This window comes from Blochmannia endosymbiont of Camponotus (Colobopsis) obliquus, assembly GCF_000973545.1.
GTDB lineage: Bacteria > Pseudomonadota > Gammaproteobacteria > Enterobacterales > Enterobacteriaceae > Blochmanniella.
The window spans coordinates 536,353-554,238 of sequence record NZ_CP010049.1; the positions used below are offsets into that span (position 1 = coordinate 536,353).

The window sequence follows — 17,886 nt, forward strand, 5'->3', positions numbered from 1 at the left end:
ATCACAATATCATATACACAACACAATAACATCACACATAAATTAACAATTAATACTAAAATATATAACAAAAAACAATGAAAACGTAAAATATTACCATGTCACAATATAATATTATAACTCACTTAATAACAATAGACAATACTAATAAACAGTACAAAAATAAAAAATTAAATAACAAACACTATTATATTAAACTCAATACAAAAATCATTATTTACAACAAATAAACAATCAACAAACTTCCTAATTATTAAAATTAATCAAACATCAACAAAAAATTTATGTTCTACAAGAATAAAAATCACTTAAATGCAGTAAAATAAATATTGAATTTAATATTATGTTAATAGTAATACAATATTAAATAATAATAATTATTTATTAAAACCCGTACAAATATTCCAGGAACGCCCATCACGTTCTAACATAGTAAACGAATCAACAGGACCCCATGTGCCTGCTTGATATGTTAATAACGGAACGTCTTTTTTATCTTTCCAAGATGATACTACAGTATCAACCCATCGCCAAGCATTTTCAACCTCATCACGACGAACAAACAAAACTCGTATACCACACATCATTTCTAATAATAATCTCTCATAAGCATCAATTATACGTTTACATTGAAAATTCTTAATAAAATTCGAATCTAACTTAACAACCTGTAAATCATATTGATGGCCTAATCCAGGTTTTTTACTAAGAACTTGAATATCCATGCCCTCATCGGGTTGTAATCTAATAGTTAATTTATTTTTAGATAATATTGCATGAGAATTGCGAAATAAATTAATAGAAGGACGTTTAAAATATACCACAATTTCAGAATATTTGGTAGCTAAACGTTTTCCCGTACGCAAATAAAAGGGTACACCAAACCACCTCCAATTATCAATATTTACCTTAATAGAAACAAAAGTTTCCGTACAACTAATTTTATTTGCTCCAATTTCTTCTAAATAACCAGGAACACTTTTACCTTTTATAAAACCAGATGTATACTGACCACGTACTATAGATGTATATACACTATCATCATTTATCACACGTAATGCTTGCAAAATTTTTACTTTTTCGTCCCTAATACAATCAGCATTTAAATTAGACGGTGGAGACATTGCAACAATAGTTAAAATTTGCAATAAATGACTTTGAATCATATCTCGCATTTGTCCAATTTTATCAAAATACCCCCAACGACCTTCAATACCTATTTCCTCTGCAACGGTAATTTGTACGTGATCTATAGTACGATGATCCCAATTAGAAATAAATAAAGAATTAGCAAAACGTAATGCTAATAAATTTAAAATTGTTTCTTTACCTAAATAATGATCAATGCGATAAATTTGATCTTCATTAAAATATTTAGCTACTTGATTATTAATCTCACGAGCAGAAACTAAATCGGTACCCACCGGTTTTTCCATGACTACACGATTAAATTCTTGATTTAAATTAATGAAATTTAATCCTTTACAAATAGCAGCAAACGTGGTTGGAGGCATAGCAAAATAATATATATTAATTTGTGTCTGCAAGGATAATTTATTTATTAAAACATTAAATAATTCAGTATGATTGACATCTAAATTACAAAAATCAAATCTTTTGCTAAATTTTTTCCATACCTGTTCATCAACAGATTCCTTTATGAACGTTTCCAATGATTTACGAACAACAACCTCAATATACATCTGTGTGTTCCAATTTGCACGTCCTACAGCAATTATTTTTGTTAAAGAATGTATAACCTCCATTTTTTCAAGATAATATAGTGATGGTAATAATTTTCTACGTACTAAATCTCCTTTAGCACCAAAAATAATAAAATTACAAGCCTGTGCTACTATAGACTGCTTTACCATATATTTTACCTCATTAGAAAAAACAACACTCTTAACCTACACATCATAATTTAAAAAAATTAATAACTATAAACATTCGTAATTATCATTTATTATAGAAGTAATTAAATGTATTATTTGCAAATATAATAACATAATTTATTTATAAAAAATTACTATTTGTTAATTACACAAATGTTTGATAAGATAAAATATATTTTTATCCTACATATTTAAATAAACTATGCAACAAACATCACTACAAAATAAATACTAAACAAATAAATTAAAAAAATATAATATATTCAAATCATAAAAATCAATTAAATAAAAATTATAAAACAAACAAACCACAATATCATCTATCTAAAAATAGATGCAGCAAAGCTAACATATATTTTTTAAATATATTTCATACTGCTAATAATACAACACTAACAAAATTATAGTGTATAAATAATTAAAAAAATCACTAAAATAATAACAAAATAAATCATTAATATAAAATTATTATACTAATCCCAATGAAAAACAATACTTCATATAAAAACATAATTTACTTAAATATTCTTATAAATATAAAAAATTTTCTAAATAACTAAAAATACAAAAAAACAAAATGATAAAATTAAAAATATTTTTTTCTTAACACGTTCAAAAAATATCTTAATAGCTAAAAACTTTCATTTAATATTAATAAACCAAGTATGAATAAAACATATAATAAATAAATATTATAAATATTTAATAATTACTAAATAATACATTCTGAACAATATCTTGTATCAAAACAATAAAAAATATAATTAAAAATAAAAATTATTAAAAACACACATAAAATCATAATTCATAAATATCTATCAAAATAAAAGTTAATAACCAAAATGTAAAAAAAATTTGATAATACTTTTAAACATAAAATTATACAAACAAAACACAGCACGACATTATAAAAAACCAAAATACTAAAATACTTTATCATCTATAATGAATTAAAATTACCAATAAAAACAATATCATAAATTAACAAAAATAACGATATATTAAAAAATAATGTTAATAACAGATAAATAAAACTACTATTAAATAATTTATTGCATTTAATACATACTAAATCATTACATATAAAGTCATTAATTTATTAAATACAATTAAATATTTTTATATTATAAAAAACAAAATAAACAATATATATTATTTAAAATTTATTATTTTTATAAAATTCATAACTAAAACAACAATCATATAATAATAAGTATTAATATTAATATAAATTTAATCAGCTAATTAAATTGCAATTGAGGCAATATTTGTTCGACTTTAGCTAAATATACAACACGAGCAGATCCATTTAAACTACCATAATGTAATAATTTAATAGTCAATGGATTTACAGCACGTTTATTTATCCAAATTTCAAAATGCAAATGCGGGCCCGTGGTTCTACCAGTATTACCAGATAAAGCAATATAATCTCCTTTCCTTACTTTTTGTCCAATTTTAACTAAATTTTTTTTAAGATGCATATAACGAGTGACACATTCACAACCATGCCGAATCGCTATATAATTACCTGTCGTAACACCCCCATACTTACTAATTACCACTTCACCATCACCGACAGTTATAACTGGAGTGCCTATTGGTACAGCAAAATCTACTCCACGATGCGGAGAAATATGCCCAGTAACCGGATTTAACCTCTTCATATTAAAAGTAGAAGAAACGCGAAACTTTTCTTTAATAGGATACCGAATAAAAATGCCACAAAAACGTATTGCATCAAGATTATAAAAATTTCCATCATCAGCTCTAAATGCATAATAATCCTTACCACCAGTGCATAATCGCATACCCAATAAAACACTATAATTTTTTTTTTTTTCAAAACGTTTACGTGACATAAGTACTAAAAATCTATCACCTTGATGTAAATTATATACATCCAACTGCCACTGTAAAGCTTGAGTAATTACACTAACATCATGTTCAGTAAACCCAGATTCTCGCATACTAGAAATAAAATTACCATCTCCTTTAATAAAAATAATCTTTTTATACCAAATATCCGATGATCTATTAATAGATTGTTTAAATGACAAATTAATAGAATAATCATAAACATTTGTTATCTGAAAAAACATACACATTAACAAATTGTGTATTAATTCTTTTATAAAAAATTTTACATAAAACATAAAAAAATGTTTAATTTTATAAAATAATACAGGACTAAAACGTAGAAATATCATGGATTCTACAATCTTACTATTAAAATATTGTATACCGTTATACTGCTTAAATTTAATCGTTGTATTCATATAAAAACAACTACTTTTATACAAGCTATATTTATAAAAGTTATTCACTATATATGGCAATTGACAAGGTGTTTTTTGTTTAAAAAAAACAAAACAATTATCAAAATAGAAATCAAAAAATAAACAACAACATAATTTCCAAAAAATTACGACTGGAATTAAAATAAATAATAATAGTAAAATAATACGCTGTAATTTAAAAAAATAACTAAACATCAGAAAACAAAAAAAATAAATACACAATAATTACTATTTTTTTCCTCCACATATACAACATAAATAAATCAAACACCTTATATTTCATATTTACTTACAAACAATTAATTTACAATAAAACAAATTAAAAAACCAACAACACACAACAAACACCAAATTATATCCAATACATTACCAATAAACAATAAATAACAAATTAATTTTGTACATCACATATTAAAAACAACAAATACATATTATAAGTTACAATTAATCATATACTTACTTTATAAAATATAAATTAAATACTTAATTACCATAATCAAAACTAAAAAAAATCTAATATAACATTCGCAATACATCTATCAAAATGCTACAAAATAATTAAAAATATTATTATTTTTGATAATCATGTAAATTTTCATAAAAATTACACTCTATATTTTATCATATAACATAAACAATACTCACATACATTATGTACATAATACACAACAAAATACAAAAAATAAAATTTAAAAAATATCTTAAACAATTTTAATAAATCAACCAACAAATAATACTTATATAAAATTCATGCCAAAAAAAATTAATAAATAATTTAAATATTCCTAAAAAATATAGAATTAAAATTTCTAACATATCAAAATCATTAATACAACACACTTCTAATAACACAAGCATAAAAAAATAACACAAACAAAACATAAACCTATGTTTTTACTTCCATGAAATGCAATTACAAAATCATAATGATATGAACAAATGACCAACTAATAAATAACACAATCAAAACACTTTACACATGTAAAATACTTAACATATCAATTTACAGTAATAGATAATTCATTTAAAACTTCAATGTTACTTGAACTAGGCGCTCGAATCATTAAATCAGATGACATCGTTGTCTTCGGAAAAGCTATTACATCACGAATACTATCTACTCCAGTTAATAACATTACTAAACGATCTAATCCAAAAGCTAAACCTGCATGAGGAGGAGCTCCATATTTTAAAGCATCCAGCAAACAACCAAATCTTTCATATTGTTCATTATCACTAATACCTAAAATAGAAAAAATTATTCGTTGCATGTCAAAACAATTAATACGCACAGAACCACTACCTACTTCATAACCGTTAATCACCATATCATAAGAATTTGCAATAGATAAAAGAGGATTTGACACTAATGTATGTAAATCAATATCCTTAGGAGCAGTAAATAAATGATGCATCGTTGTAATATTACCCCTACTATCCTTTTGAAACATTGGAAAATCTACTACCCATAAAGGCGCCCAACTACTATTTTTTATCAAATTCAAATCTGAACCCAATTTAATTCTCAATCCACCTAACGCATCAGTGACTGACTTATAATATCCCGCTACCACAAAAAGCATGTCACCATATACAGCACCACTTCTAACCAAGATAGAATTAATAACTGAAGGAGGCAACACATTAAAAACAGAATTTTTAATATCTTTAATACTACCATTACACTTATCAACCTGCATATAAAATAATTTTTCAATACCATAACTTTTAATATATTTAACATAATTTTCAATTTGAAATTTAGTTAATATCATCCCTCTAGGGATTTTTAGTAACGCTATTCGTTTATTATTATCAATTGAATCTAAAAAAAAATTTAATTTTACTTGTTTTACCAAATCAATTATATCAACAATTTCGATAGGTATACGCATATCAGGTTTATCAGTACCAAATCTACGTATAACCTCATCATAAGTAAATTGTGGGAAAATATTTAAATTTACTCCTATAATTTTACACCATAATTTTCGTATTAAAATTTCCATCAATTCACGCACCTGAGGAGCAGTCATAAAAGAAGTCTCTACATCAATTTGGGTAAACTCCGGCTGACGATCAGCTCGTAAATCTTCATCGCGAAAACATTTCGCAATCTGATAATAACGATCAAAACCTGAAATCATTAATAATTGCTTAAACAATTGAGGAGATTGAGGTAAAGCATAAAACTTACCTTTATGGATTCTACTTGGTATAATATAATCGCGCGCACCTTCTAATGTCAAATGTGTCAACAAAGGAGTTTCAATATCTAAAAATTTTTCTTTTTGCATGAAATCTCTAATAAAACTAACAACATTAGAACGAACCTTTAATCGTTCCATCATAATTGGACGACGCAAATCAAGATAACGATATTTCAATCGCTGTTCTTCAGTGTTGTTTTGATTAAAATCTAATGGCAAAGATTCAGAACGATTTAAAATCGTTAATGTTTTAGCTAATACTTCAATTTTATCATTGATCATGTCTTGAATATGAATACAAACTCCTGGACGCATTTGTACTATACCAACTAATTGCAAACAAAATTCATTACGTAATTCATTAGCAATAACAAATGCTTCCCTATTTTTTGCATTAAATACTATTTGTATAGACCCTTCACAATCGCGCATATCAATAAAAATTACACTACCAAGATTACGATATTTACTAACCCATCCACATAATGTCACCTCTAATCCAATATGTGATAAATTTACTTGTCCACAATACATAGTACGCATATACTATTTTACCTAAACTTTATAATTCAACTAATTATTACGATGATAACAACGATAAGAATTATTAACAATTAATTATATACAAAACAAAAAACAAAAAATACATTAAACATAATTCAAGTAAAAAATATTTTTTTAAAAATATAAAAATCAAAAAAAACAACACGCATCTTGTTATTATATAACGATCTGCCAAAATATTTTTAATAAAATTTTATTAAAATTTAATATATTACAAATATACAATATAAACAATATTAGATAATTATCACTGCAATATTAAACTTATAATATAAATACTTAATTACAAACATTTTACAATACATGTTAAATGTAGTATATCATATATAACATATGTACATTAAGATATCATTAATACGTATTAATAATATCCATCTATCATCATCTTAATAAAATAAAAATAAATGATTTCTTCTTGATACCATCATAATAATTTATATCATTAAATATTGTTATGTAAAATATAAAAATCAAAAATAATAATTTTAACCATTCAATATTATAATTTCGCAAATTATAACATTACACAATCAACATATATATGAACATTCAATTATTCCTTATAAAAAAAATAAAACAAACTTTCATTTATGCACATATTCCAATAAAATATAATGCTAACGTACAACAATCAGCTAAACAAAAATTTGGTGATTATCAAATTAATGGAATCATGGCTATAGCAAAACAATTAAATACACATCCTTACAAACTTGCAACAAAAATCGCCAATCTACTTAAATTAAACGATATAGCATATAAAATAGAAATTGCTAAGCCTGGCTTTATTAATATTTTTTTAAAACCAAAATGGATAGCACAACAAATCAATGAAATATTATCTACATCTAAATTAGGTATATCCTCTGTAATTCCTCAAACTATTATAATTGACTATTCTTCTCCTAATATGGCAAAAAAAATGCATATCGGACATTTACGCTCTACGATCATAGGAGATTCAACAGCACGCACTCTATCTTTTCTAGGTCACAATATCATTCGTGTTAACCATATAGGAGACTGGGGAACTCAATTTGGCATGATCATTGCTTATATAAAACAAAAAAAATATAACAATAATATTTATCAAGAAATTAATATTGATAAATTAGAAGAATTTTATACAAAAGCTAAAGCAAAGTATGATAAAGACCTCTGTTTTGCAAAAACAGCACGTAATTATGTTGTAAAATTGCAAAATGGAGATAAAAATATTCGTGAAATATGGAAAAAAATAATAGATGTCACGCTTCAAGAAAATCAAAAAATATACAAACGTTTAAATGTTACTTTAACAAATGATCACATTATGGGTGAAAGCGCCTATCATAATATGATACCTAAAATCATAACAGACTTAAAAAATAAAAAATTAGCAACAATAAATTCCGGAGCTACCGTCGTCTATCTTGATAATTTAAAAAACAAAAAAGGAAAAAAAATGGGGGTAATCATTCAAAAAAAAGATGGATCTTATTTATACACTACAACTGACCTTGCTTGTGTAAAATATCGCTCTGAAACACTTAAAGCAGACAGAATAATATATTATATTGATTACCGCCAACATCAACATCTTAACCAAGTGTGGAATATAGCACAAAAAGCCGGATATATACATACACATGTATCTTTAGAATATCATGCATTTGGTATGATTCTGGATAAAAATAAACAACCATTTAAAACTAGATCAGGAAAAACTATAAAACTTACAGAATTACTGGATGAAGGTTTTAAAAGGGCTCAGAATTTAATATCAAATAAAAAACTTAATATGAATTCAACGAATTCAAAAAAATTAGCACACATCATCAGTATTGGTGCAATTAAATATGCTGATTTATCAAAAAATCGCTTAACAGATTACATATTTGACTGGAATAAAATGTTAAATTTCGAAGGAAATACTGCACCATACATACAATATGCATTTACTCGTATTACTTCCATACTAGAAAATAGTAAAGAAAATAAAAAATGTTTAATTAAAGAAATAGAATTAAAAAATAAACAAGAAATACTATTAGCTCTTTATATTCTTCGTTTCGAAGAAACTATTATTACAGTAGCAAAAAAAGGAATACCACATATATTATGTGATTACCTTTATAAATTAGCAACAATATTTTCTTCATTCTATGAATGCTGTCCTATTTTAAAAATAAAAGACAAAACTATACGCCATAGTAGATTACAACTATCAATTCTTACCGCGAAAATTTTAAAACAAGGATTAAACTTATTAGGTATTGAAATAACAGAAAAAATGTAGAACATATTTCTAAATTACAACATATCACTTGATAAGACATAAATACATATCATAACAAAATAAACAATTCACTATTTGTTTTTAATCCATGATAATAAGATAGGACGAATAAAATCTTTTAATCTAACTCCAACTAACCATAACGTAACAAAATATGTTATAATAGATATTAATATCACTCCAATTAAACGAACAAATTTATATAACGTGCTACCGTACATCCAATCAATAAATATCAAGCATAATATAACAAGTACCAATAACATCATTCCTAATGCTAAGAATATTTGAAAAAAAAACTTCAACCATCCGGGTCGTGGATAAAATAACCTTCTTTTACGCAATTGCCAATATAACAATCCTGCATGACAACATGCACCTAATCCAATTGCTAAAGATAAACCAACATGCTTTAAAGGCCCGATAAAAATTATATTCATACATTGTGTTACAACAAGAACAATAAAAGCTACATGCACTGTACTTTTTATATTATAAGATGAATAAAATGCTGATGATAATACCTTTACCAAGATTAAACTAACTAAACCTATAGAATACGCTATTAACGCATATTGCGTCATAAGTACATCATAAGTAGAAAATCCACCATGCCGAAATAATACCGTAACCAATGGTTTTGCTAAAACACACAACAAAACAGCACTAGGCAACGATAATATAAAACACACCCTTAACCCCCAATCTATCAAACAAGAATACTCGTAAAAATTTTTATCAGAAAACGATCGTGAAAGTAATGGTAATAAAATAGTGCTTAAAGAAATACCAAAAATACCTGTAGGTAACTCCATAAGCCGCTCAGCATAATACATCCAAGATATAGATCCAGACACTAAAAAAGAAGAAAAAACAGTATTAATAATCAAAGATATTTGATTACTAGATACTGCAAGAACAGCAATGCCCATGGATTTTAACACTCTCAATACACCAACATCAAAAAAATCTAAATGAGGTATAGTTAACATGCCTATCTTGTTTAAAGATGGTAATTGACAAATCAACTGTAATATACCGCCTAATATTACTGACCAAGCTAATGCCATAATAGGAGGTTGAAACCAAAAATTAGCGCATACCGCAAAAGTAATCATACTAATATTAAGCAACATAGGAGTAAGAGCAGGTAAAAAAAAATTATTCCAAGTATTAAGAATTGAACTTATTAAAGATGATAATGAAATAAAAAAAATATAAGGAAATATTACTCTAACTAAATTAGTAGCTAAAACAAATTTCTCTTGAATATCAATAAACCCGGGAGCAAATATACTAACTAACCATGGAGCTGCAAAACATCCAAATAAAACAACTATCACTAATAATAATATTAATAATCCAGAAATACAGGCAATAAAAGTACGAGTAACTAAATTTTCTTTTCGCTCTTTATATTCTACCAAAATCGGTATAAAAGCTTGAGAAAAAGCACCTTCAGCAAAAATTTTACGTAAAAAATTAGGTAACTTGAAAGCAATAAAAAAAGCATCAGTTACCATCCCAATACCAAATATTCTCGCAATAAGAATATCACGAATAAAACCTAACATACGAGATAACATCGTGATAACACTAATAATAAACAATGATTTTAAAACATTCATAATTTATTAATCAAGCTATAAGCCCCATTATTTTATTAATAAATAAAACTTCTATTATGTATCATTGAATACCAAATCCATACAATTTAAAATAAACAGATAATAATCACATACAAAGCATATATAATAAATAATTAACTAAACACATTAATCATTGAAATATAAATACAATAAAATATCTAATACTAAAATATAAAAAAATAAAATACATCATAAAACATGATCCCTTCTTACTACCAAAATTTAATATAAATGATAATTTCATAATAATTATTACCACAACTTCACAATTAAAATAATGTGTGATACAACATTAAAATATATATTACTTTTACAATACTTCAAATAAATCATCTTAATAATTATAAACATATAGTATTTAACACAATATATTTCATTAAATACACACAATACTGCTGTTGTTAAAGAAAATTACCTAAGATCTTAAAAACTTTAAATTTTCATATAGATCAATTAATAGCTAAAAAAATTATTAAATATAAATAAAAATACATTTAAATTTACCATACCACATCATTAAATGTATTATAATATAATTAAATGTTATTACCTTATAAAAAAGTTAATAAAAATTAACGAATAATTATTTGCTATAATATAACATCAAAATAGTTATACTTTAATAAAATATTTATACTAAGATTTAATGGTGAAGTATGTTTTCAGTATCACAAGCTAGGAGCTTGAGAAAATATTTTTTAATTATGGATAATATGTTAGTAGTTATGGGATTCTATATTGTATTTCCATTTATTTCTATTTACTTTATAGAACAATTAGGTTGGACAGCATTAACAGTAGGAATAGCTTTAGGTTTACGTCAACTCATCCAACAAGGATTAGGCATTTTTAGTGGAGCATGTGCAGATAAATTAGGTGCAAAACCCATGATTGTTTCTGGCATGTTAATGCGTGCTATAGGATTCATTATTATGAGCATAGCAAATACACCATGGCTATTATGGCTTGCATGTATTCTTTCTGCATTAGGTGGTACACTATTTGACCCACCACGCACGGCATTAATTATGAAACTTATTCGACCTTGGGAACGTGGACGATTTTACTCATTATTAATGTTAGAAGATAGTGTATGCGCCATAGTAGGAACATCAATAGGTAGTTGGTTATTAAAGTACAATTTTAAACTAGTTTGTTTAACAGGAGCAATTTTATTTATCATAGCAGCTATTTTTAATGCTTGGCAATTACCTGCATATCGTGTTTCCACGATAAATGATTCTCTGTTAGAAGGTATAAAAAAAGTACTGCGTGATCATAGATTCGTCACCTATGTCTTAACTTTAACAGGATACTATATGTTATCTATTCAAGTAATGCTAATGTTACCTATTAGAATAAACGAAATAGCAGGACAACCATCTGCTGTAAAATGGATGTATGCTATTGAGGCAACACTATCTTTATTACTACTTTATCCTATTTCATGTTGGAGTGAAAAAAGATTTAAATTAGAAACAAGATTAATGACTGGTTTAACTATAATGTTAATTAGTTTATTTCCTATAGGATTAATTCAAAATCTACGTACCTTATTATCATTAATTAGTTTGTTTTATATAGGATCAATCATTGCTGAACCTGCACGCGAAACATTAGGAGCATCTCTTGTTGATCATAAAGCTCGTAGTAGTTATATGGGATTTAGTAGATTAGGACTTGCATTAGGTGGTGTTATAGGATATAGCGGAAGTGGATGGTTATATGATATTGGTAACAAACTAAATATTCCTGAGTTACCTTGGTGTATGCTTGGATTTATTGGAATGATTACGTTATTTGGATTATACTACCAATTTCAAAATCATAAAATCAAAACCTCAATTTATAACAAAAATAAATAACAACATGCAAAATAAAAAACATTAGTTATTATTTTCATTACGTAAAATAATTAATTAATAATTCAAATAAAAATGACAATTTTATTTAAATTTTATTAATTTTAAAATTATTTATTTTATATTGTTTGAATTTTTATTCATTCATATTTAATACACGAAATATATGAATAATAAATAAATTCAAAAAATATAATTATAATATTTAATTATTTTTAATATACATTATTATACAACATAAAAACATAAAAATATTCACCATGAAGGCGACTTGACTAAAAAATATTAAAAACCTACAATATAGACACTGCTCATGCATTCTGTATAATTAATCGGTGAGATGTCCGAGTGGATTAAGGAGCGCGCCTGGAAAGCGTGTGTACACGATAATCCGTGTATCAAGGGTTCGAATCCCTTTCTCACCATAACTAGTTGCTTTATGTAACATTTTTCTAATATTTTTATGAAAAATATTAAATAATATAAACGATAATAATATCTTATATATTTTACACAATCTATTAAACTAAATAAAGGAGAGAAAGGGATTCGAACCCTTGAAAAGAATTTAAACCTTAACAATTTTCGAAATTGCTCCGTTTAACCACTCCGGCATCTCTCCATATTATAATTACAATATTTAAAACATTACCGCCATTAAAAAATAACATAACCTTTACTAAAATTAACATTCAAAATATGTATATATATACATATTCTTATAATTAATCTATCATACAACTATATATTTTACTGTATCATAAAAATATGGTAATTAATATACATCTTACAAAACTTCCATATTTAAAAAATTTGACATGACTGCACAATAACATATATCATGTGCTTAATTATTCCTCTGTAGTTCAGTTGGTAGAACGGCGGACTGTTAATCCGTACGTCACTGGTTCGAGTCCAGTCAGAGGAGCTGCTTTCAAACTAACTAAAACAAATAAAAATATATTTTAAATAATATTAATTATAAAATATTCATCAACGTTACTACCTGATAGTAAAATAATTCTATATTTAACGTATTTATTTACAATTAGTTTTTTATTTTTTCATAAAAAATTCATATAAACAAAACAAAAACATAAAATAACAGTGATCAATGAATCAATATACATATATTAACTAATTATTTTTTTTATTTAAAATAAAATACTATGAAAATAATAAATTAATAAATTTCATAATAATTAATATAAAATGAATAACATAAAACAACTAACAATCTAATTCTAGACTAAATTAATCTATTAAAAATTAAAAACAATTATAAGCTTTAAACATACTCACATAAATTAAAAGTTAATCATATTGTTTAATACCAGCTTGATGTAAATCATGCATATTAATTGCTCCCACCAATAAACCATCAATATCAACAACAGGAGCTGCTGTAATTTTATATTTATGCAAAATTTCTACAGCATTCTTGGCTCGTAAACTGTCTAACAATTGATAACCCGGAGAAGTCATTGCTTTAAAAATAGGATCATCTAAAGATCTACCTTGTACTAACCAACGACGTAAATCACCATCAGTAAACACACCTATTACATAACCATGAACATCACATACAGCAGTTAATCCTAAACCAGTACGACTTAACTCAAACATAGCATCCATCACTGTTACTTGACAAGATACTTTGGCAACTTGATCTCCACTACGCATAACATGATGAACTCTACTTAACAACTGCACGCCTAACGTACCCCCCGGATGAGATCTAGCAAATTGCTCTATACTAAAACCTCGTTGACGCATCAAAGTCATAGCTATTGCATCACCCATTATTAATGTATTAACAGCACTTGAAGTAGGCGCTAATTCCATAGGACAAGCTTCTCTTTCAATACATATATTTAATACACATACAGCTGACTTAGCTAAAGGAGATGTAATATTTCCTGTCAGTGCTATTACTGGAATAGAACTTTCCGTTAACAATGGCATTAAAGTATCAAACTCACTTACTCTACCAGAATATGAAATAAATATTACTACATCTTGATTGCCAATCATACCTAAATCACCATGTAATGCCTCTGCAGGATGAACAAAAAAAGAAGGAGTACCAGTACTCGCTAAAGATGCTGCAATTTTTTTACCAATATGTCCAGATTTTCCTATTCCAGAAACAATTACTTTACCAATACAATTTAAAATTATTTTACAAGCAACCACCAAACTATTATCTAAACGACACAACATACGTTGTGCTTCAGCAATTTCAATTGCCATAGTTTCTTTAGCATACGCTAATAATTGTTCGTCGTTAACACTTTTATCCATGCAAAATCACGCAGCCGACCTTTATTTTACTTATTAAAAAAATCCAAAACAACTTAATAAACAACATTCTAATACTTAAAATACCGATTAATAAACTACCATCACATATTGAAATATTTAAAATTGTCTTTATTAATAAAATTAATCACATTCTAATATACTCTTAAAAATATTTAAGAAATATTTAAAAAAAATTATTATTTCAACAACTATATATAGTATTTAATATTAACGAACAAACAATCAAAAAAATAAAAATAAAACAATTAACAATTTTTATTACATTAAAACTTAATTTATTAAAAATAATATCCTAAAACGATTAATATACAATTAATTACAAAACACCAAATAATATATATAACCAATGCAATAATTAATCATATTTAATCTACAAAAAAAATAAAACATTAATACCTTATTGTAATATTAACTAAAAATTTAAATACCATTTTATATTACATATCATTAATTAAATAGAACAAAGTTTTATAAAAAAATCTATAATGTTTTTTTAATTTCTCCAAACGATTGTATTTTCTTAGATAACTCCCGTCTTTCTTTAGATAATTCAGCATTTTTAATGATATAATCGTCTATACGATCCTCATAATCAATGCGCATATTAGCAATAATTGCTTTAATATCTTCAATAGAGGCACCAGAACTAATATAATCACTTAAATTACCTAACAATAAAATTCTTTTTTGATTATCACGAATTTTTCGTTCATTATCAGCTATTTCTCTATAAAGTTTATTTTTACGACGAAACATACGCACAAACTCCAACACATCGTAAAATGAAGACTTCATTTGCTCCATTTTTTCACCCTTACGTAATTCATTTTATTTGCACTATGTATCATGCATCAATTACTTCAATAATCTACCAGAACATCATTTTCTTTCACAAAAAAAATAAATATTTTAAATACATTACAACAATTTATAAAAAAAGAAATATATCTTAAAATAAAATTAATTAAAACTAAACAATAATTTATGTACAATTATATATAATTATTTAATCACAAAACATAAAACAAATAATAATATCTTATAAATAAATTACAATTAGTAAAATATGAAAAAACACATTGCACAACCAACTTTTCTTATATGTGATTACGAAACATTTGGCAAAAACCCAGCATTAGATAAACCAGTACAATTCGCGGCAATTAGAACCGATTATTACTTCAATCCTGTAGAAAAACCTACAATACTTTTCTGTCGTCCTTCAGACGATTATTTACCAGAACCGGAAGCTGTATTGCTCAATGAAATTACTCCTCAACAAGCATTACAAAAAGGAATAACAGAAGCTGAATTTACAAAAAAAATTCATAAAATTTTAAATAAACCAAATACTTGCATTCTCGGTTACAATAATATTAAATTTGATGACGAAATACACCGTAATATTTTTTATAGAAATTTTTATGACCCTTATGGATGGAGTTGGAAACATGGTAATTCAAGATGGGATCTACTGAACGTAATGCATGCTTGCTATGCATTACGCCCAGAAGGTATACAATGGCCTATAAATGAACAAGGATTTCCTAGTTTCAAATTAGAAAATTTAACAGATAATAATGGGATTACACACATTAATTCTCATGATGCTATGAATGATGTTTATGCCACCTTAGAATTAGCAAAATTAATACAAAAAATACAACCAAAATTATTTAACTATCTATATGAACATCGTACAAAACAACAAATAAAAAAAATAATAAATATTTCAAAAATGAAACCATTAATACACGTTTCTAATATATTGAATTTTAACAAAAAAAACATAAACTACATTATACCAATAATATGGCATCCTAAAAATTCAAATATTTTAATTGCTTACAATGTTAATAGTAATATAGAGACTTTATTAAATTGGAATATCAACACATTACATGAACAACTATCTTTAAATAATACATATCCAAAGCAAACAGAAAAAAACAACACATTCAATTTAATACATATAAACAGATGTCCTATTTTGGTTCCATTTAATGCATTAAGAACATCAGACATTATAAGATTACAACTAAACCCCAATACTTGCTTAAAAAAAGCAGCAATACTAAAAAATAATCAACAAAACATATACAAAAAAATATCTCTATTATATTCTAATACCAACTATACCATTCCATCCATATCAGATCATGTAGATAACAAAATATACGATAATTTTTTTACAACATCTGATCTTGTAACCATGAAGACCGTACATTCTACTCCCCCACGAAAATTATCAAAATTAAAAATTAATTTTATTGATAACCGCTTAAAATCATTATTATTCTATTATAAAGCACGCAATTTTCCCAATACATTGAATCAAACTGAACATAATAATTGGAAAAAATACAAAAAAAAAATCTTCAATGTATCAAAGTTATCAATATATACCTGTAAATTACAAATACTACTTTGCATACACAGAAAAAACAAAACAAAAATAAACATCTTAAATTCACTGATGGAATATTTAAAAAAAATTACCAACCTATAAAAATAAACTAAAATTACTCAATAACAACATAACAATTTCAAGAATCAACAATTACATAACATATTAAACAATTAAATAACATAAAAATAAATAAAACTAAAATGCATTATATAATACAAATCTACCCTACCTGATATATTAAGTCTGATTTAAAAATCACAATATTGACTTTAATAGCCAATTACAGTTTAGTATACTAATCAATGAAGTAACTATCAAAATCAAACATGGTAACTAAATTTTTATGAATTACAAAACACACTTTCTAAAATATTTTTAAATATTTATTATAAA

Annotated in this window: 9 protein-coding genes and 3 tRNA genes; 5 read left to right on the plus strand and 7 right to left on the minus strand. The window is 25.3% G+C overall.

Going from position 1 to position 17,886, the window contains the following annotated elements:
- Positions 1 to 377: 377 nt before the first annotated feature.
- From zwf to aspS, 3 genes are all read right to left on the minus strand, one after another.
- On the minus strand, positions 378 to 1,874 hold the full coding sequence (gene zwf, locus BOBLI757_RS02275) for a glucose-6-phosphate dehydrogenase (RefSeq protein WP_046305110.1): 1,497 nt from the start codon (positions 1,872 to 1,874) through the stop codon (positions 378 to 380).
- Between the two features lie 1,262 nt (positions 1,875 to 3,136).
- Positions 3,137 to 3,997 carry a murein DD-endopeptidase MepM gene (gene mepM / locus BOBLI757_RS02280; RefSeq protein ID WP_238954647.1) on the minus strand — a complete coding sequence of 287 codons (861 nt, stop codon included), beginning with the start codon at positions 3,995 to 3,997 and terminating at the stop codon, positions 3,137 to 3,139.
- 1,196 nt (positions 3,998 to 5,193) lie between these two features.
- Entirely contained in the window at positions 5,194 to 6,948 is a 1,755-nt protein-coding gene (gene aspS / locus BOBLI757_RS02285; RefSeq protein WP_046305111.1) for an aspartate--tRNA ligase, read from the minus strand.
- A 562-nt stretch (positions 6,949 to 7,510) separates the two neighbouring features.
- On the opposite strand from aspS, the gene argS reads away from it, so the two are divergent.
- Positions 7,511 to 9,247 carry an arginine--tRNA ligase gene (gene argS / locus BOBLI757_RS02290; RefSeq protein WP_046305113.1) on the plus strand — a complete coding sequence of 579 codons (1,737 nt, stop codon included), beginning with the start codon at positions 7,511 to 7,513 and terminating at the stop codon, positions 9,245 to 9,247.
- 71 nt (positions 9,248 to 9,318) lie between these two features.
- On the opposite strand, the gene murJ is transcribed toward argS, so the two are convergent.
- The gene (gene murJ / locus BOBLI757_RS02295; protein ID WP_046305115.1) at positions 9,319 to 10,875 is read right to left on the minus strand and encodes a murein biosynthesis integral membrane protein MurJ; all 1,557 of its coding nucleotides are present in this window, start codon (positions 10,873 to 10,875) and stop codon (positions 9,319 to 9,321) included.
- A gap of 677 nt (positions 10,876 to 11,552) precedes the next feature.
- Between murJ and mdtH the strand changes: the two genes are divergently transcribed.
- Positions 11,553 to 12,761 (plus strand): multidrug efflux MFS transporter MdtH, encoded by a 1,209-nt coding sequence (gene mdtH, locus BOBLI757_RS02300; protein WP_046305117.1) that lies wholly within the window; start codon positions 11,553 to 11,555, stop codon positions 12,759 to 12,761.
- A gap of 331 nt (positions 12,762 to 13,092) precedes the next feature.
- Positions 13,093 to 13,183: transfer RNA gene (locus tag BOBLI757_RS02305), tRNA-Ser, on the plus strand.
- Between the two features lie 109 nt (positions 13,184 to 13,292).
- On the opposite strand, the gene BOBLI757_RS02310 is transcribed toward BOBLI757_RS02305, so the two are convergent.
- Positions 13,293 to 13,380, minus strand: a tRNA-Ser gene (locus BOBLI757_RS02310).
- A 233-nt stretch (positions 13,381 to 13,613) separates the two neighbouring features.
- Between BOBLI757_RS02310 and BOBLI757_RS02315 the strand changes: the two genes are divergently transcribed.
- Positions 13,614 to 13,686, plus strand: a tRNA-Asn gene (locus BOBLI757_RS02315).
- A gap of 386 nt (positions 13,687 to 14,072) precedes the next feature.
- Here BOBLI757_RS02315 and gutQ read toward each other — a convergent pair.
- Both gutQ and tmaR read right to left on the minus strand, forming a co-directional pair.
- A complete protein-coding gene (gene gutQ / locus BOBLI757_RS02320) occupies positions 14,073 to 15,062 on the minus strand; it encodes an arabinose-5-phosphate isomerase GutQ (protein ID WP_046305119.1) in 990 nt (329 codons plus the stop codon).
- 501 nt (positions 15,063 to 15,563) lie between these two features.
- Positions 15,564 to 15,887: a PTS system regulator TmaR gene (gene tmaR / locus BOBLI757_RS02325; protein ID WP_046305120.1), complete on the minus strand. Its 324-nt coding sequence runs from the start codon at positions 15,885 to 15,887 to the stop codon at positions 15,564 to 15,566.
- A gap of 262 nt (positions 15,888 to 16,149) precedes the next feature.
- Here tmaR and sbcB point away from each other — a divergent pair, with 262 nt between their 5' ends.
- A complete protein-coding gene (gene sbcB, locus BOBLI757_RS02330; RefSeq protein ID WP_046305121.1) occupies positions 16,150 to 17,592 on the plus strand; it encodes an exodeoxyribonuclease I in 1,443 nt (480 codons plus the stop codon).
- The last annotated feature ends 294 nt before the right edge of the window (positions 17,593 to 17,886 follow it).

What these genes read in the sequence shown, in the direction of transcription:
- aspS (WP_046305111.1), bottom strand. Translation starts at nt 6,948, where the DNA reads ATGCGTACTATGTATTGTGGACAAGTAAATTTATCACATATTGGATTA.
- murJ (WP_046305115.1), bottom strand. Translation starts at nt 10,875, where the DNA reads ATGAATGTTTTAAAATCATTGTTTATTATTAGTGTTATCACGATGTTA.
- argS (WP_046305113.1), top strand. Translation starts at nt 7,511, where the DNA reads ATGAACATTCAATTATTCCTTATAAAAAAAATAAAACAAACTTTCATT.
- gutQ (WP_046305119.1), bottom strand. Translation starts at nt 15,062, where the DNA reads ATGGATAAAAGTGTTAACGACGAACAATTATTAGCGTATGCTAAAGAA.
- sbcB (WP_046305121.1), top strand. Translation starts at nt 16,150, where the DNA reads ATGAAAAAACACATTGCACAACCAACTTTTCTTATATGTGATTACGAA.
- tmaR (WP_046305120.1), bottom strand. Translation starts at nt 15,887, where the DNA reads ATGGAGCAAATGAAGTCTTCATTTTACGATGTGTTGGAGTTTGTGCGT.
- mepM (WP_238954647.1), bottom strand. Translation starts at nt 3,997, where the DNA reads ATGTTTTTTCAGATAACAAATGTTTATGATTATTCTATTAATTTGTCA.
- mdtH (WP_046305117.1), top strand. Translation starts at nt 11,553, where the DNA reads ATGTTTTCAGTATCACAAGCTAGGAGCTTGAGAAAATATTTTTTAATT.
- zwf (WP_046305110.1), bottom strand. Translation starts at nt 1,874, where the DNA reads ATGGTAAAGCAGTCTATAGTAGCACAGGCTTGTAATTTTATTATTTTT.